Source organism: Microbacterium natoriense, assembly GCF_030816295.1.
Taxonomy (GTDB): Bacteria; Actinomycetota; Actinomycetes; order Actinomycetales; family Microbacteriaceae; genus Microbacterium; species Microbacterium natoriense_A.
Genome location: NZ_JAUSXV010000001.1, coordinates 4,021,923 through 4,041,957 on the forward strand (window position 1 = coordinate 4,021,923; position 20,035 = coordinate 4,041,957).

Genomic DNA, 20,035 nt, shown 5'->3' on the forward strand with positions numbered 1-20,035 from the left:
GGCGCGGCCGAGGTCAGCGGCCGAGGATCACCGCCCGCTCCCCCGCCCTGATCGAGGACGTGTAGGTGTTCTCGTCGAGCGGGAGGGGGCAGAGGAACTGGTCCGAGAAGGCGCACGGGGGCAGATAGGCGCGGTTGAAGTCGATCCACGCGCTGCCGTCGTCCGCCGGCTCCTCGACGACGAGGAACCGGAACCGGTAGGTCTCGATGCCGTTGGTCCCGTCGGCGAAGACCGCAGTGAGGTCGCCATGCGCGTTGCGTGTCACGGTGAGAGTCCGCGGGATGCCGTCGAGTTCGAACCTCAGGCGCCCGGCGACCGCGGATTCATGCCGCTGCCCGTCGACGGCCGTGACCGTGATGTGCTCGCCGGGTGTCGACTCGAACACGGCGCGGAGACGCCAGCCCTTCCTCGGCGGATATGCGTCGATCGCGCTGAACCGCTCGCGCTGAGGTCGCCGCGGATTGAACACCCGCAGAGCCACCACGCCGTTCCGATCGAACACCCGCAGTTCGCGGCGCCCGAACCTGATCGTCTCGCCGCCCCGCAGCGTCACGATCGATCCCGAGGTGCCGAGCTCGCTGCCGCGGATTCCGCCGTCGCCCGTGAGCGCCCAGAGCCCCGGCACCCCCTCGACAGCCGCCGGCTCCGTGATGAGCCAGTTCGTCGACTCCAGCGCGGCGGGGCCGTACTCCGCTCCCGCGTAACTCTCGCGCGCCCGGTGCCACTCGCGCCACTCGTCCTCGAAGCTCATCAGCACCTTCCTCTCGCCGCGAATCTATGGCGAGAGGAAGCGCTGCGGTGCGGGTGCCGTCATGGAGGATCACCCGGCGTAATGCCGGGACTCTGGACGAAATGTTTCAGCGTCGGGGAATGCGCGCGTCGAGCCATGCGAGCAGATCGGCGCGCACCTCCGCCTGCTGCAGCTCCTGGAAGATCTCGTGACGTGCATCGGGGTAGACGAGGGTCGTGACATCGGTGAGGCCCGACCGCGTGCGGTACTCGTCGGCGAGCTTGTGCACGCTGCGGGGTCCACCGACCGGGTCGTCCCTGCCGACCATGAGCAGCATCGGGATGTCGCGCCCCAGGTCTTTGCGAGGCCGTCCGTACAGCCGGGCGGCCTCGATCGGTCCGAACAGCTTCAGCAGCGGCACATCGGTCGTCAGCGGATCCTCGTCGAACTCCTTCCACACGGCGGGGTCGCGGCTGAGCCACTCGAGACCCGTGGCGTCCTGACCCTTCCACCGCGCGTTGAGCGGTGCGGCGTTCAGCGAGGTCGGCGTGCGCAGAGCGGAGCCGGAGAGCACCACGGCGTCCCAGGCCTCCGGGTGGTCGTTCACGAGCATCTGCGCGAGGAACGACCCCCACGAGTGTCCGAGCAGCACGAGCGGAAGGTCGGGCTGCTCAGCGCGGATGATGCCGGTGAGCTGCCAGATGGCCTCTTCGGTCGCGCGGATGCCTCCCTTGCCGAGACGACCCAGCTTGGCCGGATCGTTGTGCTGACGAATGCCCGTGCGCCCGTGACCGCGATGATCGTCGGCGTACACGGTGAAACCGCCATCGGTGAGGGCGGCGATCACCGCACCGTAGCGGCCCGCGTGCTCGCCGACTCCGTGCAGCAGCTGCACGACCCCTCGCGCCTCACCCGCTGCCGGGTGCACGTCGTAGACGATGGCGATGCCGTGGGAATCCGTGAACTCTCTGGTCTCCGTCACCCACCCACCATACTCACGGCTCGGGTGTCACGCAGAGAGCGTCGCGACGAGGGCCTGGGCGGTCTCGAGATCGGTGACCTCGTAGCCGCCGACTCCGTCCGCCGCCGACCCCATCCGCACGCCGCCGACTTCGCGGACCATGCGCTTGGCCGAGAAGTGCAGGGCGTCGACCCCGGTGTCGGCGAGGAGCCGAGCGGATGCCGCGTCCACTCCGCTGCCGGCCATGATCTCGATCTCGCCTTCGGCCGCGGCGACGAGCGCGCGCAGCACGGCGATGCCGTCGACCGCAGTCGATGCGCCACCCGAGGTGAGCACACGGCGCAGTCCGAGCTCACGCGCTGCGACGAGGGTCGCGATCGGGTCGGGGGTGACGTCGATCGCCCGGTGGAGGGTGACGGATGCCGAGCCCGCGGCGTCGCGCAGGCGGCCCATCGCATCGAGGTCGAGGTCGCCGGCGGCGTCGAGCGCACCGATCACGACACCGTGGGCTCCTGCCTCGACGGCCCGGCGGACGTCGAGCTCCGATACGGCGATCTCATCGGCGTCGTAGTGGAACCCTCCGGCGCGCGGGCGCACGAGCACGTGCACCTCGACGCCCGCTTCACGAGCGGCGGCGAGCGACAGCTCGAGCGTGGCCGGCGAAGGCGTGAGTCCGCCCAGGGCGAGGGCCTGGGCGAGTTCGACGCGGACGGCTCCGACGGCACCGGCGATGCGGACTCCGCTCGGGTCCTGCACGGCGATCTCCAGGGCGATGTTCTGCGGCATCCACCCATTGTCGCGCGCGGAGCCCGGCATCCGCACCGTGGATGCCCTGTTCCTCGGTTAGGCTCGGTCTGGGTTCGGTCTGCGGGCCTGTGGCGATCCGGGGGGATGCTGATGACGGACGGGTGGGCGGTCGCGCCTGATTAGGTGGCAGGGGTTCTGGCTGCGGTGGATCGTGAGGGCGAGCCGTTGGCGGGCGCGGTGACGGTTTCGGAGGAGCTGCTGGCTCGGAAGGCGGATCTGTCGGCGGGCGGGCGGTCTGTGTTGTCGGATGCGTGGGCGGATTTCATGGATCTGCGGGTGCTGGTCCCTGGCAAGGTGATCGAGCTGGTGATGTCGTCTTCGCAGGCGATCGTGGAGGGCACAGTGGCGATCGCGGCGGGGGATGAGGCGATGGCGGCGGAGTGGCAGTCTCAGAATTCGAAGTACTTCGTCGATGGTTGGGATGCGCTGCGATGACGCGGGGCGATTTCGTATCGTTCACGCTGGCGGCGGTGCCATCCTCGACGTCGATGGATGCGCTCGGTAGGGATGCGGCGACGCTCGGGCAGACCGTGGATGACACGTTCGACGCGGTGGTGACGCAGTGGAAGCTGCTGGATGATGCGTTCGTGTTGATGCCGGCAGCGCCGGTGTCGGTCATGCTGGTGGTTCCGCAGACGCCGATCGCCGATTTCTCGGATGCGATGTCGCAGGCGAAGACGGTGCTCAGTGACGCCAGCTATCACGAGTTCGAGCCGTTGGAGCGCACGCGGGCCGATCTGCTGGGGCGTATCGACAATCTGAACCTGCGGCACGCGAACCATCAGGCGACGCTGGATGCGGAGATCTCGACGTTCCGCGCCGATCCTGACAACGATCCGGCGATCACCGGGCGCAACCATCCTGATACGGATGCGTATCGCACGGCGAAGGTGAATCTGTCTCTCCTGGATGATGAAGCGGTGACGCTCGCGAACGACGTGGATCGGTTCCACCGCGATCTGGATGACGCAGAGGCTGCCCTCGCGTCGAGGCTGCGCGCAATCATCGGAGGAGACACCGTGACGCGCTCGGATGGGTCGGAGGTGCACGCCTCGCAGCAGTTCTGGGGGATCACGCCCCCGGGTCGTTCGCAGGGGTTCGACAGCGGGCGCGAACCGGTGAGTCTGGAGGACTACTTCGCGCAGGCGGTGACCTCGTCGGTCGACACGCGCATCCGGTGGCTTGCGGATGCCGCCCCGAAGAAGGTCCAGGCGTGGCTGGACGATCACCCGGAGTTCATGGAGACGGTCGGGTTCGTGCCTCCCGCGGCTGCGGCGGCGCTGTTCGCCTCGTTGAAGGCGCGGTCGACGCAGGATACGTCCGGCGCTTGGACGACCGGACCGCTGGGCACCCTGTGGGCCAACGCACCCGGCGCGATCGGCAACCTCAACGGGCTGACGGTCGCGGAGCGGTCGCCGTTCTCCGATCAGGAGCTGCAGCGCCTGCTCGCCGACCCGGACCTCACCGGTGATCAGCGGAGCAAACTGGAACTACTGGAAGAGAAGGCCGCCGCCGCTGACGTGGCTCTGTTGTCCGTGTTCTTAGATACAGACGGCGACCCGCGGGCGTCGCTGGTGTGGGGCGATCCGGACACCGCGGATCAGGTCATCACAATAACCCACGGCATCGCCACCGACCTCGGACAACTCGACGACTGGGGAACGATCGGCGACAAACTCAGCGCGGCTATCGAGAAGCAGACAAGTATCCGAGAGTGGGATTCGTCGACGGCAATCGTGTTGTTCATGGAGTGGGACTCGGGTGACATGGTCACGGTGCAGGGCCAGGACCGCCCACAAGACGGCGCCGCTCGTGAGGTCGCCTTCCTCGAAGGGCTCCGGTTCGTGAACCCGTCCGCCTGGCAGGAAGGATGGGCACACTCGCTGGGCACGACCGCCACCGCCGATGCCGTGCTGCAGTCCCCGGGCCTGTTCGATCACGTGACCCTCTTCGGGTCGGCCGGCCTCACCCCCGATGCCGCGACCAACCTCGACGACCAGATCACCGGTGGCGACCTCACCGTGTCGTCCACGTCCGCAGATCTCGACTGGATCGCGATGTGGGGGCGGGTGCCCGGGGTGTCCGAGCACGCGGTGAACCCCGCCGATCTGCCGGGTGTCGACGTTTTCGGATCCGACGGCGGCCCCGTCGACGGCTACCTCGGCCCCGGTGGCGGCACAGGCCGTCCCACACAAGGGCACAACGAGGGTGCGAGCACCAACCTCCTCTACCGTGTACACCGCATCAACCCCCTGTTCGGCGGTTTGCTTACGATGCCTGGTGACAGTGTCGGCTATCTCGACCCGCGCAGCCAGTCCTTCAAGCAGGCGGTCGCGGACTTCATGACCCGGATCGAGGAGCACGGATGACCCGCCGCATGATGACGACACAACGACTCGCCGTGGCGATCGCGACCGTTCTAGGAGTGACCATGACACTGACCGGATGCTCCCCGACCGGGAAAGACCTCTTCACCCAGGCGCAGACGGTGAACACCACCGCGAAACAGGCCGTCGCCGAATTGCAGCTGTACCTGTTCGACGGCGACTGGGATGTTGACACCTACGGCGAGATCCCGGAATCCTGCGGCGCCGACGGGTACCTGTTCAAGTTCAGCCGATCAATAGTCGGGTCGACAGTCGCACCATGGCGACTACCCGAAGGGACAGTCGACGCGCAGGCCGAAGACGTCACGTCTTGGTTGGAGGAGCACGGCTGGTCGGGGATCGTGTTCCGCTCTTACACCGGCGGCGTCACCGACGTCACCATCACGACCCGCAAACCCGACGCCCACATCGACGACCTCCTCATCACCATCTCCCCGGGGAAAAATCTCGACGCAATCACCCTCGATGCCACCACCACCTGCGAACCCGGGAGTAAACGGGATCTTCGCCATCTGATGTTCCCGGACGGTTTGTCCGAGTACACGTCTCCGTTGTCCGAGCATCCGACCGCCGAACCGTTCTTCGGGATGGCGCCGGACTCCCCGACGCCGGGTCCGCGCCCCGCCCCCGTCACCTACCCCGCACCGACCGACACTCCCACGCCGGCACCCTCTCCGACCCCATGACAGTTCGGCGGTTTGCGCACGATGCCGGGTGACAGTGTCGGGTATCTCGATCCGCGCAGCCAGTCATTCAAGCACGCGGTCGCGGATTTCATGACCCGGATCGAGGAGCACGGATGACCCGCCGCACGACGACCCACCGGATGATGACACGACGACTCGCCGTGGCGATCGCGACCGTTCTAGGAGTGACCATGACACTGACCGGATGCGCCCCCACCGGAAAAGACCTCTTCACCCAGGCGCAGACGGTGAACGCTACGGCGAAGCAGGCCGTCGCCGAACTGCAGCTGTACCTGTATGACGGCGACTGGGACGTCGACAACTACGGCGAGATCCCTGACTCCTGCGGCGCCGACGGGTACCGCTTCTCGTTCACCCGATCCACGACCGGCAACTACGACGCACCCTGGCGCCTGCCGCAGGGAACGATTGACGCACAGGCCGAGGACATCACGGCCTGGTTGGAGGAGCACGGCTGGTCGGGGATCGTGTTCCGCTCTTACACCGGAGGCGTCACCGACGTCACCATCACCACCCGCAAACCCGATGCCCGCATCGACGACCTCCTCATCACCATCGGCTCCGGGCCCGCCTCCGACGGCATCATCCTCGACGCCACCACCACCTGCGAACCCGGTAGTAAGCGGGATCTTCGCCATCTGATGTTCCCCGACGGTCTATCTGAGTACACGTCTCCGTTGTCGGAATATCCGTCGGCCGAGCCGTTCTTCGGGATGGCGCCGGATTCTCCGTCGCCGGGTCCGCGCCCCGCCCCGGTCACCTATCCCGCACCGACCGACTCCCCGACCCCGGCACCTTCTCCGACCCCGTGACAGTTCGGCGGGTTGCTGACGATACCTGGTGACAGTGTCGGCTATCTCGACCCGCGCAGCCAGTCCTTCAAGCAGGCCGTCGCGGACTTCGCTGAACGTGTGAAGGATCACCAATGACTCACCGCACGATGACCCACCGGATGATGACACGACGACTCGCCGTGGCGATCGCGACCGTTCTAGGAGTGACCATGACACTGACCGGATGCGCCCCCACCGGAAAAGACCTCTTCACCCAGGCGCAGACGGTGAACACCACCGCGAAACAGGCCGTCGCCGAACTGCAGCTGTACCTGCACGACGGGCCCTGGCATGTGGGCACGGGCCTTGCCTACGGTGAGCGGCCAGACCCGTGCGGGGCCGACGGATACGTGTTCAAGTTCACCCGGTCCACGATCGGCGACTTCGACGCACCGTGGCGGTTACCCCAAGGGACCGTTGATGCGCAGGCCGAGGACATCACGGCCTGGTTGGAGGAGCACGGCTGGTCGGGGATCGTGTTCCGCTCTTACACCGGAGGCGTCACCGACGTCACCATCACCACCCGCAAACCCGATGCCCGCATCGACGACCTCCTCATCACCATCGGCTCCGGGCCCGCCTCCGACGGCATCATCCTCGACGCCACCACCACCTGCGAACCCGGTAGTAAGCGGGATCTTCGCCATCTGATGTTCCCCGACGGTCTATCTGAGTACACGTCTCCGTTGTCGGAATATCCGTCGGCCGAGCCGTTCTTCGGGATGGCGCCGGATTCTCCGTCGCCGGGTCCGCGCCCCGCCCCCGGTCACCTATCCCGCACCGACCGACTCCCCGACCCCGGCACCTTCTCCGACCCCGTGACAGTTCGGCGGGTTGCTGACGATACCTGGTGACAGTGTCGGCTATCTCGACCCGCGCAGCCAGTCCTTCAAGCAGGCCGTCGCGGACTTCGCTGAACGTGTGAAGGATCACCAATGACTCACCGCACGATGACCCACCGGATGATGACACGACGACTCGCCGTGGCGATCGCGACCGTTCTAGGAGTGACCATGACACTGACCGGATGCGCCCCCACCGGAAAAGACCTCTTCACCCAGGCGCAGACGGTGAACACCACCGCGAAACAGGCCGTCGCCGAACTGCAGCTGTACCTGCACGACGGGCCCTGGCATGTGGGCACGGGCCTTGCCTACGGTGAGCGGCCAGACCCGTGCGGGGCCGACGGATACGTGTTCAAGTTCACCCGGTCCACGATCGGCGACTTCGACGCACCGTGGCGGTTACCCCAAGGGACCGTTGATGCGCAGGCCGAGGACATCACGGCCTGGTTGGAGGAGCACGGCTGGTCGGGGATCGTGTTCCGCTCTTACACCGGAGGTGTCACCGACGTCACCATCACGACCCGCAAACCCGATGCCTACATCGACGACCTCCTCATCACCATCGGCCCCGGCGAAGCCACAGACAGCATCAACCTCCGCACCACCACCACCTGCGAACCCGGCAACGCCACGGCGCTCTTCGATCTCATGTTCCCGGACGGCGGTTGGGACTACACATCGCCCCAGTCCGAGCATCCGTCGACCGAGCCGTTCTTCGGGATGACTCCGGATTCCCCGTCGCCGGGTCCGCGCCCCGCCCCGGTCACCTACCCCGCACCGACCGACTCCCCAACTCCGGCGCCTTCTCCGACCCCATGACAGTTCGGCGGTTTGCGCACGATGCCGGGTGACAGTGTCGGCTATCTCGACCCGCGCAGCCAGTCGTTCAAGCAGGCGGTCGCGGATTTCATGACTCGGATCGAGGAGCACGGATGACCCGCCGCACAACGCATCGCCGCACGGCGACCCACCGGATGACGACACGACGATTCGCCGTGGCGATCGCGACCGTTCTAGGAGTGACCATGACACTGACCGGATGCGCCCCCACCGGAAAAGACCTCTTCACCCAGGCGCAGACGGTGAACGCTACGGCGAAGCAGGCCGTCGCGGAGCTGCAGCTGTACCTGCACGACGGGCCCTGGCATGTGGGCACGGGCCTTGCCTACGGTGAGCGGCCAGACCCGTGCGGGGCCGACGGGTACGTGTTCAAGTTCACCCGGTCCACGATCGGCGACTTCGACGCACCGTGGCGTCTGCCGCAAGGGACCGTTGATGCGCAGGCGGAGGACATCACGGCCTGGTTGGAGGAGCATGGCTGGTCGGGGATCGTGTTCCGCTCTTACACCGGAGGTGTCACCGACGTCACCATCACGACCCGCAAACCCGATGCCTACATCGACGACCTCCTCATCACCATCGGCCCCGGCGAAGCCACAGACAGCATCAGCCTCCGCACCACCACCACCTGCGAACCCGGCAACGCCACGGCGCTCTTCGATCTCATGTTCCCGGACGGCGGTTGGGACTACACATCGCCCCAGTCCGAGCATCCGTCGGCCGAGCCGTTCTTCGGGATGGCGCCGGATTCTCCGTCGCCGGGTCCGCGCCCCGCCCCGGTCACCTACCCCGCACCGACCGACTCCCCCACCCCGGCGCCTTCTCCGACCCCATAACAGTTCGGAGCCGGAACGCCTTGCACCGGCATCCGCGCTTCCCCCGGAACCGGACATTACTTAGACTGTCTAAGTAATGTCTGCTCCTGATGAATCCCTCCCCGCCACAGCCGCAGACCTGCGCATGGCCACGTTCCGGCTGGCCCGGCGCCTGCGATGCGTGCGCGTCGCCGACGCGATGAGCGATGCGCAGCTCGGGGTCCTGATGACCCTCCGGCTGCACGGCCGCCGCACGATCACCGCACTCGCCGAGCGCGAGCGGGTCACCGCGCCGTCGATGACGAGCCTCATCAACGGCCTCGAGGAGCAGGGGCTCGTCACCCGCACTCCCGACGATGAAGACCGTCGGCGCGTGCAGGTCGACGTCACGGATGCCGGCATCGACATCGTCGAGCAGACCATGCGGCGGCGCGACGAGCTGCTCGTCGGCGCGATGCGCGAACTCGAACTCAGCGCCGACGAGGTGCAGACGCTGCGCGATGCATCCGCGCTGATGTGGAAGCTGGCCGAACGATGAGCGCGATGTTCCGGTCGTTCGCGAACGTCAACTACCGCATCTGGTTCGCAGGGGCCCTGGTGTCGAACATCGGCGGATGGATGCAGTCCACCGCCCAGGACTGGGTCGTCCTCACCGAGCTGACGAACAACGACGCCGCAGCCATGGGCGCCACGATGGCACTGCAGTTCGGCCCTCCGCTGGTCCTTGTGAGCCTCACCGGCTGGGTCGCCGACCGGTTCGACCGCCGTCGCATCCTGCTCGTCACGCAGAGCCTGCTCCTCCTCCTCGCCGTGGCCGTCGGCGTGCTGCTGCTCATCGACGTGATGACGCTGCCGATGATGTTCTGCTTCGCCGCGGGCTTCGGCGTCGTGAACGCGTTCGATGCCCCGGCCCGCCAGGCCTTCGTCTCCGACGTGGTGTCGACCGGCGACACCTCGAACGCGGTCGCCCTGAACTCCGCGTCCTTCAACATGGCCCGCATGATCGGCCCCGCCGTCGGCGGCCTCCTGATCGTCGCGATCGGGTCGGGCTGGGTCTTCATCGCGAACGCGGCCACCTTCCTGGCGATGCTCGTCGCGCTGCTCGTCATGCGGCGCAGTCAGCTGGCGCCGCGCCTGAAGAACCGCAGTCGCGGCGGACTGGCCGCCGGATTCCGCTACGTCTGGGCGCGCAGCGACCTGCGGGTGGTGTTCGTGACGGTGTTCCTCATCGGCGCGTTCGGCATGAACTTCCCGATCTTCGCCTCGACCATGGCTCTCGAGTTCGGCGCCGGTGCCGACGGCTACGGAGTGCTGAGCTCGATCCTCGCGATCGGCTCGCTCACCGGCGCGCTGCTCGCCGCTCGCCGCGACCGGGCCCGCGTGCGGGTGGTGGTGCTCGCAGCCGGCGGGTTCGGGGTGTTCGCGTTCGTCTCTGCATCCATGCCCACCTATGCGGCCTACGCCGTCACCCTGATGTTCACCGGCTTCACGATCGTGACGCTGCTCACCACGGCGAACGGCTACGTGCAGACGACCACCGACCCCGCGCTGCGCGGACGCGTGCTCGCGCTGTACATGGCCGTCATCATGGGATCGACGCCGGTGGGCGCACCGATCGCCGGATGGGTGGCGGATGCCTTCGGCCCTCGCACCGCGATCATGCTCGGCGGCACGGCCGGACTCGTCGCCTGCGCGATCGGAGTCACGTGGATGCTCACCAGCGGTCGCCTGCACCGCGACGAGAGCCGGCGCTTCCTGATGACGATCGACGAGACACGACCGATCGACGTCGTCGATCCTGTCGAGTTCAGCGACGAGGCCGCGGCCACCACTCCGATCCGCACCGCGAAGAAGGACTGAGCCGGGCTGGATCGTCGGAAGGTCGTGTCAGCGGCTCACGGTGTGGGCCACTCGTCGTATGCGTAGGTGCGGGCGAACGCGTCGTCGAGACCGTAGCCGAGCTCGTCGGAGATATCCCAGGAATCGCCCCACCACGAGGGAGAGAGCAGCGACACCCTGAGGCCGTTCTCGTTCGAGAAGATCTCGACGACGTTCCCGTCCGGGTCGACGAGGGCGCCCTTCTCATCCTTCATCCACCCCTGTCCGATGAGCTCGCCCTCGATCGCCTCCACGTCGACGGGCCCCTCAGCCAGGGGTTCGTGATGGAAACGCAGGTCGAAGCCGTAGCTGTCGACCGCTTCGGTGAAGCTCGTGCGTCTGTCGATGCCGCGCTGCGAGATCCCCCAGCCGTCGTCCGCGATCATCCCGCGCACCAGCGAGAGCTGCCCCTGCGCCTGCTCGTGCCGTTCGAGGGCCCGCTCCGCCTGCACGCTCAGGGCGAGCGCCTGCACCTCTGCGACGGTCTCTCCCGCAGCATCGCGCTGCTGCGCGGTCACGGCCCCGCCGAGCCAGATCATCGCCACGAACAGCACCGGGAGCATCACGGCGGCGATCCATGCGATGAGCGTCCCCCGCTTCGATGCGGCAGGCGGAGACGTTTTCGTACGCAGCATGATCGCCAGGACGAGAACGGCGATCCAGCACATGACGGCGATCCCGGAGCCTCCGAGCATCACCGCCTGCAGGAAGCCGCCCGAGATCGGGGCGGGCGAGAGCCCTTGCATGACGGCGGGGATCGGGCTGCCGTCGGTCGCCCCCGGTGGCGTGATCATCGCCGCGACCCAGGCCCACCACTGCACGAACAGCAATGCGGTGATCGAAGCCGGCGTGGTCGTGATCCCCGACTTGCGAAGGAGGAACCGCGGGAGTGATCCGAGCAGACCGAGCACCGGGACCAGGACCGGCGAGATCACCAGCAGAATCAGCAGGGCCCAGCCGCCGTTGCCCACCGTGATGATGGCGACCAGGGGCAGTCCCCAGTTCATCCAGGGCCAGATGCCCCAGGCGAACGAGTGGATGTCGCTGCGGCCGCTCCCGGGCGACCTCCACACGGGCTCGTTCCTGATCTTCAGCAGCCACGTCTGATCTGTCATGACACCCCCGAGCACACACTACCGTCCCCGTTCCGATGGCGATCCGAACGGTGTCAACCCCCTCACCCGGGCGGCGCCGGAGGCGTACCGTCGCCGCATGGACGAGAACATGGAACGCACACCGCACCCCGAGGATCCGGCAGAGGGAGCGCCCGATGTCGACGGCGCGACGCATCGCGGCGATCCCGCAGGCATCCCCGAGCACAATTCGGCTCCAGACGGGTATACCGAACAAGACCGCGCCCGAGACGAATCGACCGGTGGGGCAATCCAGGGCGACAGCTCCGACGGCGGAACCGGCGGGGCCGTCCAGGGCGACGCGAACCCCGAGCGCAGGACCTCGCTCGGAGGTGACGCGACCACAGAGAGCCAGCTCGACGCCGACAACGAGGTCGAGGAGGACAGCCTGAAGACGCTCGACCCCGACGATCCGCCGGCCTGAGCCACTCGTCGAGCGGACGGATGAGCCCTGGACGCGCTTGGACTCAGCGCCCCAGCACGAGCCGCAGCTGCTCCACCGCCCAGTCGAGTTCGGTCGCGCGCACCACGATCGGCGGTGCGATGCGGATCGTCTGGCCGTGCGTGTCCTTCACGAGCACTCCGCGCTCGAGCAGCTTCTCGGCGATCTCGCGTCCGGTTCCGAGCGCCGGATCGATGTCGACGCCGGCCCAGAGGCCCGCGATCCGGACCGCGGTGACGCCATGGCCGATCAGCGCGTCCAGCGAGGCCGCGAGGTGCTCGCCGAGCGCGCGGGCGCGCTCCTGGACCTCGCCCGTCTCGAGCATCTCGACCACGCGCAGGCCCACGGCGGCCGCGAGCGGGTTGCCGCCGAAGGTGGAGCCGTGCTCGCCGGGCTGGATGACTCCGAGAACATCGCTGTTCCCGACGACCGCCGACACCGGCAGGATGCCGCCGCCGAGGGCCTTGCCCAGCAGGTAGAGATCGGGCACGACGCCTTCCCGATCGCACGCGAAGGTCTCGCCGACGCGGCCGAGACCCGACTGGATCTCGTCCGCGATGAACAGCGCGTTCTTCTCGTCGCAGATCTCACGGATGCGGCGCAGGTAGCCATCCGGCGGGATGATCACGCCGCCCTCGCCCTGGATCGGCTCGATCAGCACGGCGGCGGTGTCATCCGTGATCGCGGCGGCGACGGCATCCGCGTCTCCATAGGCGACCACGTCGAAGCCCGGCGTGTACGGTCCGAATCCGTCGCGCGCCTGCTCGTCGTCGCTGAAGCTCACGATCGTGGTGGTGCGGCCGTGGGAAATTACCCGCCGCAACGATGATGCGCGCCTGTCCGTCGGCGATTCCCTTGACCCGATAGCCCCACGCACGGGCCACCTTGATGCCGGTCTCGACGGCCTCGGCGCCCGTGTTCATCGGCAGGACCATGTCTTTGCCGCACAGCGTCGCCAGCGCGGCAGCGAACGGTTCGAGGCGGTCGCTCATGAAGGCACGGCTGGTCAGCGTGACCCGGCCGAGCTGCTCGGTGAGCGCGGCGACGAGGGCCGGATGCCGGTGGCCGAAGTTCACGGCCGAATATGCGGCGAGCAGATCGAGATACCTCTTGCCTTCGACGTCGGTCACCCACGCGCCCTCACCGCGGGCGATCGTGACGGGCAGCGGGTGGTAGTTGTGCGCGACGTGCGGCTCGACCTGGGTCGCGGCGCCCGTCGGAGCGCCCTCTACGGACTCGACCACGACCGGCTCGACCGCGGTCATTTCGCACCACGCAGTTCGAGGGTGCAGCACTTGATCCCGCCGCCGCCGAGCAGCAGCTCGGACAGATCGATGAGGATCGGGTTGTAGCCTCGCTCGCGCAGCTGTGCTTCGAACCCCTTCGCTCGCGGCGAGATGATCACGTTGTATCCGTCGCTCGCCGAGTTCAGCCCGAACACCGAGCCGTCCTCGTCCGAGACGAGGATCGCATCGGGGAAGCGCTCCTCGAGGATCGCGCGGCTGGCGTCGTCGAAGGCGCCGGGCAGGTAGGCGATGTTGGCGCGCTCGGGGCCGCCGTTCTCGGCGCCCTGCACCGGGTCGAGCACCGCGATCGCGGTGTCGAGGTGATAGAAACGCGGGTCGACCAGGTTCAGCGACACGACCTCGCGACCGAACACCTCGCCGACCTCGCGGTGGCTGTCTCCGGTGGAGCGGAATCCGGTGCCGGCGAGGACGATGTCGCCGACGAGCAGGAAGTCGCCCTCGCCCTCGTTGACCTCTTCGGGGATGACCGTGTCGTAGCCCGCTGCGCGGAACCACTCCGCGAACGCCGGGGCCTCGCCCTGACGCTCCACGAAGCGGAACTTCGGCACGTAGGCGCGGCCGTCGATGAGGAAGCCGCCGTTGGCCGTGTAGACCATGTCGGGGTAGCCGGCGAGCGGCTCGATGAGTTCGACCTCGTGGCCGAGCTCGAGGTACAGGTCATACAGCTTCTGCCACTGCGCGACGGCCTTCGCGGTGTCGGTCGGTTTGGCCGGCTCCATCCACGGGTTGATGGAGTAGTTCACCGTGAAGAACTCCGGCTTGCACATCAGATAGCGGCGGTGATGCGCGGTGCGGGTGGACGTGACGGCAGCCTCGGGCGTCGACATGGTGCTCCTTGAGAGACAGGTGCGGCGGACGCTGTCCAGGGGCCCGGCGGTCCTTCGACCCGTACGACTAGGCCCTTCGACAAGCTCAGGGACCCAGTAGCGAGGAAGATGCGACTCGGGCACGCCAGCGTCCATTCTGTCACCCGCCCCCTGGACGCCGCCAGAGCGCGCGAGTTCAGCCCACCCGCACGATGAGCTTGCCCGCGACATGGCCCTCCTCGATGCGGGCGAGCGCGGCATCCGCCTCACGGAAGGGGTACTCGTGCTCGATGACGGGCGCGAAGCGCCTCGCGGCGAGCAGTTCGAGCATCTTGGTGATCACCTCCGGTCGGTTCGTCGCGGCGAGCGAGCGGATGCCGGGACCTGCACCGACCGACAGGAGTGCCGCTCTCAGCATCCGCGGGATCGGCCCGAGAACGTGCCCGCCGGCGCCGGTCGCGAGAACGATCACGCCGTCGTCCGTGACGAGCCGCTGCAGATCACGCAGGCCGACGTCGCCCGCGATGTCGATCACGGCGTCGAAATGCCCCCCGGGGATGGCCGAGAGCGGCTCGCGCCGGTGATCGAGCGTGCGCACGGCGCCGAGCCCTTCGACAAGAGCGCGGTTGCGCTCGGCGCAGCTCGCCCACACCTCGGCGCCGCGCAGAGCGGCGAACTGCACCGCGAACGTTCCCACTCCTCCGGAAGCGCCGATGACGAGCACCCGCTCCGCGCGCGAGCGGAGTCCCACTCGGGCGAGATCGAGCGCTTGCCAGGCCGTGCCACCGGCGATCGGCAGCGTCGCCGCCTCACCTTCGTCGATGCCGGGCGGCAGCGGCTGCACACGTGAAGCGGGAACCGCGACGTATTCGCCGAGCCCGCCCCCGCTCTGCAGCTCGCCGACCACGACATCGCCGACCTCGACTCCGATCACGTTCGGGCCCGCCTGCACGACCTCGCCGACAGCATCCATCCCCCGGATCGGGAACTTCGGGCGGGTCATGCCGAACATCGGCCGCACGAGCAGGGGCTCGCCTTGCATGAGCCGCACGTCTCCCGCATTCAGCGCAGTGACGCGCATGCGCAGGAGCACCTCGCCCGTACGCGGCACCGGGATCGGCACCTCGTCGAGCGCCACGTCCGCGGCGCGGCCGTACGCCTCGTTCCGCCACGCCTTCATCGATTCCGTCATCTCGACACCTCCGGGTACTGGAACAGGTCGTCGATCCCGACCCCGAACGCCCGCGCGATCTGGAAGGCCAGTTCGAGTGTGGGCGAGTACCGCTGCTGTTCGATGGCGATCAGGGTCTGCCTGGTCACCCCGATCGTGCGGGCGAGCTCGGCCTGGGTGAGACCGGCGGCCTCACGGTGGGAGCGGATGCTGTTCGAGACGAGCGTCGGTTTGACCATCACACGAGACTCCGACGATACGCGATCACGCGGGCGATGCCTCCCGTCCACGCATTGCGCTCCGCGTAGACCATGACACCTCGCGTGTCAAACATTATTGACACGAGAGTACGCCGCGGCATCCGCGCATGTCAAGAATTCTTTACACTCAAGTTGACCGGCCACCTCGAGTGGCGGCTCTCGACGGAAAGCGAGCCGAGTTCCGGCAACAGACGCCACCCGAACGCGTGTGCGGGGCGTGTTTCTCAGCGCGGACCAGGCGTCTCGGGCGCCGCACGGTTCGGCAGCGCAGGCCACACGACCAACAGGAAGGCGGAGATCGGCCCGAGGAACATCGTGAGCAGGAACCAGAACCACCCCGAACGATTCCGGCTTCGCGCGAAACCGGCGGCGAGCAGCGCCACTGTGAGCCACATGGCGGAGACGGTTGTCGAGAGTGCAGCGACGTCAGACATGCGCTCGAGCCTATGTTCGAACGCTCGCCCGCCCCGCGGCGACGCGCTCAGATGACCTCGCTGCTCCAGTCGTCGGGAACGCCGCCGCGGTGCGCGGTGATCGAGATCGACTGCTCCCGCACGAAGCACAGCAGCTCGATGCGGCCCGCGGAGGTGACCTCTCCATCGTGGACCGATATGTCCGCACCCACCCCCAGCGTCTCGATCAACGTCGCACGCAGTCCCGCCACCGCATCCGCACCGCCCACCAGGCGCACGCGACCGGCGCTCGGCTGGCCGGCGAGCTCGCCGTCGCCCTCCGAGGCCCCGAATCGCAGTCCGCGCTGGAGCCATTCCGCGTCGCTCTCGAGATAGACCGTGGCCCGCAGCTCCGCGAGCGCGTGCCGCACTCCGGCCGGAAGGCCCTCGGCGAGCGACAGCACGAACGGCGACCCGGCGCGCACCGCCGCGATCGCGACGCGCAGCAGATCCTGCAGCCGCGCGTCCGCTGCCACCCGCACCTCGACCGGCACCGGCCGATACCGCAGCAGATTGCGCTCGATGCCGAGCTTCGACACGTCGCGCACCTGCCCGAACTCGCGATCCCAGGCCAGAGCGTCCGAGAGCGCAGCCCTTCGCAGCCACTCGAACTCTTCGTAGCCCAGAGACGGCTGCGCCGCTTCGATCAGAGCCGTGATGCGCGAGTCGAGGCCGCGCAGATGCAGGGTGCTCGACAGCGTGGTCGACCGCTGCGCATGCCACGATCCGAACCCGATCAGACGGTTCGGTCCCCCGCTCTTCGCACACGGGCCTGTCGACGATCGCGCCCAGCCGCCGTCGGGCTGCCGCTGCACCTTCGTGCCGACGGTGCTGCGATTGACGAACAGGCTGCCCGCCTCGACGGCGTCGAGCCACGTCGCAAGCTGCTCGGGGTCGCGCGTGTGCAGGCCCGCCGCGATGCCCACGGCGACCTCATCGTGCAGCTCGATGGCCTTCTCGAGCGTGGGCGCATGCATGATGCCGACGACGGGGACGGCATGGTCCTCGGCGAGGAACCGCGAACCAGGGCGCACTCCGATGCGGATGCCGGGACTCCAGAGCCGGCCGGACGGATCGGTTGTCTCGAGTCGAGGCTGCACGAGCCACTGCTCATCGTCGTCGAGCTCGGTGAGTGCCCGCTCCGCCGCACCCTGCGGCTTCTCGATCATCGGGCCGACCTGAGTACGCGGGTCGGCCGGCTGGCCGACGCGTAGAGACCTGGTGGCATCGGCCAGCTGCCTCGCGAACCTCTTCGAGCGTCCGGCCGATCCGACGAGGATCACGACCTTCACCGCACCGCTCGCCTGGCCGGCGCGCGCGAAAGCGCTGCGCACGACGTCCGAGGCCGCCAGGTCGAGATCCGCCGAGGCGGTCACGATCACGGCACTCGCCCCCTCGGCCTCGGCGAGAACCGGAAGCCCAGGGCGCCAGGTTCGCACGCGATCGACGACTTCTCGCGAACCGTGCAGCACGACAAGACCCACCGCCTCGTGCGCGACCAGATCCTGGTGGAGTCCACCGTCGGCGATGACCAGAGCGTCGCGCGGCACGCCCACCTGCCACAGCGTTTCGGCGACCGCCTCTGCCGAGCGACGTGCGCGCGGATCGGCCGCCAGGACGACGGTCGAGCCCGCGGCGAGAGCGGCGAGCACGCCGTCGGCGGGTTCGGCGAGGGGTGCACGCCACGACGACGAGACGACGACCACGTCTGACGGCACGAAGGCGGCGCCCGAGATGGCATCCAGCTCCCGAGCGGTCGCCGCGTAGTAGCGGGCACAGTCGACGGCTCTGCTCACGTCGGCGTCGGCGTCGGCGAAGAGCAGGCCTGTCTCGGATGCCGCGACCTCGATCAGGGACCCGCGGCCCCCGTCGAGAGCCGCAGCGGCTCTGAGCAGGATCTCTGCTCGCTCGGATGCCGGTCGGGATGCCCATCCGTCGTGCCCGTCGCGCGCACGACGGAGGAGGGCGTCGACGTCCGCTGTCGACTGCGGCGCTGGGGTTGCGTCCGCCGACGCCGCAGTGATCCGCGGGAAGATCCCTTGCGCCCACTCGCGGTTGGCCGGCAGCGCGGGATCGCTGTCAGGGGTGTTCTCGAACCCCGGTGCGCCCCCGGCGCCGGCCTCGATCTCGAGCGCCGAGTACACGGCCGTCTCGAAGAACGACTCGTCGTCGGAGCCTCTGATGATGCCGAGCACAGCCTGGGTCAGCTGCTCTTCGGGCCGCGGCGTCTGCACGACTGGGCGCACGGATTCGTGCACGGGCGCCAGCCGATCCTGCGTGCGGCGGGCGCCGATGCGCAGCGAAGGCTCGCTCGAGCGCCGCAGAGCAGCGCGCAGGCCGTCGGCCGCGGCATCCGATGGCGCTTCCTCGTCGAGCAGGCGGAGGATGCTTCCGATCGCGACGTCGAAATCGGCGGGCGCGACCACAGCCACCCGCCTCATCACGTTCCCGGTCTCGCGCGCGAGCGCCCGGATCCGTCCCGCCTGATATCCGTGCACCATGTCGAACTGCACGGCTGCGGTCACATCGCGATCCTGCGCGAGCAGCCAGGCATAGGCGGCGACACCGAGGTCGTCACCGCTGACACCGATCCGCACCGCCGCCGTGTGCTCGGGGCGCAGTGCCCAGTCCAGACAGCGGAGCCGGTTGGCGTCGGCGTCGAGCGGCGAGTCGTAGGACGCGGGGATCCATCCGTGCAGGGCGGAGTCGGCCCGCTCGAGGGCGAGGTTCGCGCCCTTCGTCAGGCGCACCGTGATCGGCGCTCCTCCGTGTGCGACGCGGTCCTGCGCCCATGCAGTGAGTTCCTGCAGTGCCGGCAGCGCATCGGGGAGCGATGAGGGCAGGGCGATCCCGGCGGCGAGACCGGTCAGCCGCGGGTCCTCCAGAAGACGCGTGAACACCGCGATCGTCAGGTCGAGCTCCCGGTGCTCCTGCACCTCGAGGGTGATCGCCGTGTTCCCGGCGGATGCGGCCTCGTACAGCGGCAGGAGCCGATCGGCGGATTGCGCGACGAGCGCGTCGAACGCCCACTCCGACGCCTGTCCGATCACCGCCGACACCGAGAGCGAGACGTGCTCGACGTCATCGCGGAGGATCAGATCGCGGACGCCCTCGAGCCGCCGCGTCGCCTCGGCGTCGCCGAGAACCTTCGCACCGAGCAGGCTGAGGTTCAGGCTCACGCCGGGGGCCGCGAGCCGCTCGAGCTCGGCTCCGAGTTTCGCCGGACGGCCGTCGGCGACGAGCGGGCGGAGCACCTCTCGCAGCATCCGTCGAGCGATCGGCACGATCGGAGCCGGGAGGATGGGAGCAGCACCGCCACCCCATCGCACAGCTCCGCGCACGTACCACGGCAGCGCGGAGGGCACGACCGGCGCCGAACGCCGCAGCTGGACCGCCGCAGCCGCCAGACTCTCGGGTCGCATCACGCCGTCGGCGATGTCGAGGGCGAACCGCCGGCCGCTCGGATCGTGCAGCAGCTCAGCGAGCCGGGTCTCTTCTGCTTTCGCCTCCGCGCTCGCCGCTTCTGCTGCCCACCGCTCGGCGAGCTGCACCGCCCGCTCGACGAGCGGAGCGAGTGCGGAGGGCGACGGCTCTGACATGGTTTCAGCCTAGGTGCGTCGGATGCCTTTGACCGGGAGCGTCGCACGCGTCGAGCACACGC

Annotated in this window: 19 protein-coding genes and 1 pseudogene; 10 read left to right on the top strand and 10 right to left on the bottom strand. The window is 68.4% G+C overall.

Going from position 1 to position 20,035, the window contains the following annotated elements:
- Positions 1-13 precede the first annotated feature (13 nt).
- From QFZ53_RS19115 to QFZ53_RS19125, 3 genes are all read right to left on the bottom strand, one after another.
- Complete coding sequence (locus QFZ53_RS19115) at positions 14-751, bottom strand: DUF1684 domain-containing protein (RefSeq protein ID WP_307299060.1); 738 nt, start codon at positions 749-751, stop codon at positions 14-16.
- A gap of 106 nt (positions 752-857) precedes the next feature.
- Complete coding sequence (locus tag QFZ53_RS19120; RefSeq protein ID WP_307299062.1) at positions 858-1,712, bottom strand: alpha/beta fold hydrolase; 855 nt, start codon at positions 1,710-1,712, stop codon at positions 858-860.
- A gap of 27 nt (positions 1,713-1,739) precedes the next feature.
- Positions 1,740-2,477 carry a copper homeostasis protein CutC gene (locus tag QFZ53_RS19125; protein WP_307299065.1) on the bottom strand — a complete coding sequence of 246 codons (738 nt, stop codon included), beginning with the start codon at positions 2,475-2,477 and terminating at the stop codon, positions 1,740-1,742.
- Positions 2,478-2,621: 144 nt separating this feature from the next.
- On the opposite strand from QFZ53_RS19125, the gene QFZ53_RS19130 reads away from it, so the two are divergent.
- The 9 genes from QFZ53_RS19130 (at position 2,622) to QFZ53_RS19170 (ending at position 10,785) form a co-directional block, all read left to right on the top strand.
- Positions 2,622-2,933, top strand: coding sequence for a hypothetical protein (locus tag QFZ53_RS19130; protein ID WP_307299068.1), 312 nt, complete (start codon positions 2,622-2,624; stop codon positions 2,931-2,933).
- Positions 2,930-4,867 (top strand): alpha/beta hydrolase, encoded by a 1,938-nt coding sequence (locus tag QFZ53_RS19135; RefSeq protein WP_307299071.1) that lies wholly within the window; start codon positions 2,930-2,932, stop codon positions 4,865-4,867. Before QFZ53_RS19130 ends, QFZ53_RS19135 begins: the two co-directional genes overlap by 4 nt.
- On the top strand, positions 4,864-5,571 hold the full coding sequence (locus tag QFZ53_RS19140) for a hypothetical protein (RefSeq protein ID WP_307299074.1): 708 nt from the start codon (positions 4,864-4,866) through the stop codon (positions 5,569-5,571). Before QFZ53_RS19135 ends, QFZ53_RS19140 begins: the two co-directional genes overlap by 4 nt.
- A gap of 113 nt (positions 5,572-5,684) precedes the next feature.
- Positions 5,685-6,404 carry a hypothetical protein gene (locus tag QFZ53_RS19145; RefSeq protein WP_307299077.1) on the top strand — a complete coding sequence of 240 codons (720 nt, stop codon included), beginning with the start codon at positions 5,685-5,687 and terminating at the stop codon, positions 6,402-6,404.
- A 113-nt stretch (positions 6,405-6,517) separates the two neighbouring features.
- A complete protein-coding gene (locus tag QFZ53_RS19150; protein ID WP_307299080.1) occupies positions 6,518-7,279 on the top strand; it encodes a hypothetical protein in 762 nt (253 codons plus the stop codon).
- A gap of 81 nt (positions 7,280-7,360) precedes the next feature.
- A complete protein-coding gene (locus QFZ53_RS19155; RefSeq protein ID WP_307299082.1) occupies positions 7,361-8,089 on the top strand; it encodes a hypothetical protein in 729 nt (242 codons plus the stop codon).
- A gap of 113 nt (positions 8,090-8,202) precedes the next feature.
- Positions 8,203-8,946 (top strand): hypothetical protein, encoded by a 744-nt coding sequence (locus tag QFZ53_RS19160; RefSeq protein WP_307299084.1) that lies wholly within the window; start codon positions 8,203-8,205, stop codon positions 8,944-8,946.
- A gap of 76 nt (positions 8,947-9,022) precedes the next feature.
- A complete protein-coding gene (locus QFZ53_RS19165; RefSeq protein ID WP_307299085.1) occupies positions 9,023-9,463 on the top strand; it encodes a MarR family winged helix-turn-helix transcriptional regulator in 441 nt (146 codons plus the stop codon).
- Between the two features lie 5 nt (positions 9,464-9,468).
- Positions 9,469-10,785 (top strand): MFS transporter, encoded by a 1,317-nt coding sequence (locus tag QFZ53_RS19170; RefSeq protein WP_307299089.1) that lies wholly within the window; start codon positions 9,469-9,471, stop codon positions 10,783-10,785.
- A gap of 35 nt (positions 10,786-10,820) precedes the next feature.
- Here QFZ53_RS19170 and QFZ53_RS19175 read toward each other — a convergent pair whose 3' ends face one another.
- Positions 10,821-11,918, bottom strand: coding sequence for a hypothetical protein (locus QFZ53_RS19175; protein WP_307299091.1), 1,098 nt, complete (start codon positions 11,916-11,918; stop codon positions 10,821-10,823).
- Positions 11,919-12,015: 97 nt separating this feature from the next.
- Between QFZ53_RS19175 and QFZ53_RS19180 the strand changes: the two genes are divergently transcribed.
- Positions 12,016-12,360 (top strand): hypothetical protein, encoded by a 345-nt coding sequence (locus tag QFZ53_RS19180; protein WP_307299095.1) that lies wholly within the window; start codon positions 12,016-12,018, stop codon positions 12,358-12,360.
- A 43-nt stretch (positions 12,361-12,403) separates the two neighbouring features.
- Here QFZ53_RS19180 and rocD read toward each other — a convergent pair.
- From rocD to QFZ53_RS19210, 6 genes and pseudogenes are all read right to left on the bottom strand, one after another.
- Positions 12,404-13,643: pseudogene (rocD, locus tag QFZ53_RS19185) on the bottom strand (ornithine--oxo-acid transaminase).
- Positions 13,640-14,512 carry a dimethylargininase gene (ddaH, locus tag QFZ53_RS19190; protein ID WP_292907701.1) on the bottom strand — a complete coding sequence of 291 codons (873 nt, stop codon included), beginning with the start codon at positions 14,510-14,512 and terminating at the stop codon, positions 13,640-13,642. The pseudogene rocD and the gene ddaH overlap by 4 nt, the downstream one beginning before the upstream one ends.
- Before the next feature lie 175 nt (positions 14,513-14,687).
- Complete coding sequence (locus QFZ53_RS19195; RefSeq protein WP_307299099.1) at positions 14,688-15,683, bottom strand: NAD(P)-dependent alcohol dehydrogenase; 996 nt, start codon at positions 15,681-15,683, stop codon at positions 14,688-14,690.
- Positions 15,680-15,901 carry a helix-turn-helix transcriptional regulator gene (locus QFZ53_RS19200; protein WP_292907705.1) on the bottom strand — a complete coding sequence of 74 codons (222 nt, stop codon included), beginning with the start codon at positions 15,899-15,901 and terminating at the stop codon, positions 15,680-15,682. Before QFZ53_RS19200 ends, QFZ53_RS19195 begins: the two co-directional genes overlap by 4 nt.
- Positions 15,902-16,146: 245 nt before the next feature.
- Positions 16,147-16,356, bottom strand: a complete 210-nt coding sequence (locus QFZ53_RS19205; RefSeq protein ID WP_307299102.1) for a hypothetical protein — start codon at positions 16,354-16,356, stop codon at positions 16,147-16,149.
- A 47-nt stretch (positions 16,357-16,403) separates the two neighbouring features.
- A complete protein-coding gene (locus tag QFZ53_RS19210; RefSeq protein ID WP_307299104.1) occupies positions 16,404-19,973 on the bottom strand; it encodes a proline dehydrogenase family protein in 3,570 nt (1,189 codons plus the stop codon).
- Positions 19,974-20,035 lie beyond the last annotated feature (62 nt).

Bases quoted from the DNA above. Each gene is read 5' to 3' on its own strand.
- QFZ53_RS19155 (WP_307299082.1), top strand. From the start codon at position 7,361: ATGACTCACCGCACGATGACCCACCGGATGATGACACGACGACTCGCC.
- QFZ53_RS19195 (WP_307299099.1), bottom strand. From the start codon at position 15,683: ATGACGGAATCGATGAAGGCGTGGCGGAACGAGGCGTACGGCCGCGCC.
- QFZ53_RS19205 (WP_307299102.1), bottom strand. From the start codon at position 16,356: ATGTCTGACGTCGCTGCACTCTCGACAACCGTCTCCGCCATGTGGCTC.
- ddaH (WP_292907701.1), bottom strand. From the start codon at position 14,512: ATGTCGACGCCCGAGGCTGCCGTCACGTCCACCCGCACCGCGCATCAC.
- QFZ53_RS19170 (WP_307299089.1), top strand. From the start codon at position 9,469: ATGTTCCGGTCGTTCGCGAACGTCAACTACCGCATCTGGTTCGCAGGG.
- QFZ53_RS19160 (WP_307299084.1), top strand. From the start codon at position 8,203: ATGACCCGCCGCACAACGCATCGCCGCACGGCGACCCACCGGATGACG.
- QFZ53_RS19145 (WP_307299077.1), top strand. From the start codon at position 5,685: ATGACCCGCCGCACGACGACCCACCGGATGATGACACGACGACTCGCC.
- QFZ53_RS19150 (WP_307299080.1), top strand. From the start codon at position 6,518: ATGACTCACCGCACGATGACCCACCGGATGATGACACGACGACTCGCC.
- QFZ53_RS19165 (WP_307299085.1), top strand. From the start codon at position 9,023: ATGTCTGCTCCTGATGAATCCCTCCCCGCCACAGCCGCAGACCTGCGC.
- QFZ53_RS19175 (WP_307299091.1), bottom strand. From the start codon at position 11,918: ATGACAGATCAGACGTGGCTGCTGAAGATCAGGAACGAGCCCGTGTGG.
- QFZ53_RS19125 (WP_307299065.1), bottom strand. From the start codon at position 2,477: ATGCCGCAGAACATCGCCCTGGAGATCGCCGTGCAGGACCCGAGCGGA.
- QFZ53_RS19180 (WP_307299095.1), top strand. From the start codon at position 12,016: ATGGACGAGAACATGGAACGCACACCGCACCCCGAGGATCCGGCAGAG.
- QFZ53_RS19115 (WP_307299060.1), bottom strand. From the start codon at position 751: ATGAGCTTCGAGGACGAGTGGCGCGAGTGGCACCGGGCGCGCGAGAGT.
- QFZ53_RS19140 (WP_307299074.1), top strand. From the start codon at position 4,864: ATGACCCGCCGCATGATGACGACACAACGACTCGCCGTGGCGATCGCG.
- QFZ53_RS19135 (WP_307299071.1), top strand. From the start codon at position 2,930: ATGACGCGGGGCGATTTCGTATCGTTCACGCTGGCGGCGGTGCCATCC.
- QFZ53_RS19200 (WP_292907705.1), bottom strand. From the start codon at position 15,901: ATGGTCAAACCGACGCTCGTCTCGAACAGCATCCGCTCCCACCGTGAG.
- QFZ53_RS19210 (WP_307299104.1), bottom strand. From the start codon at position 19,973: ATGTCAGAGCCGTCGCCCTCCGCACTCGCTCCGCTCGTCGAGCGGGCG.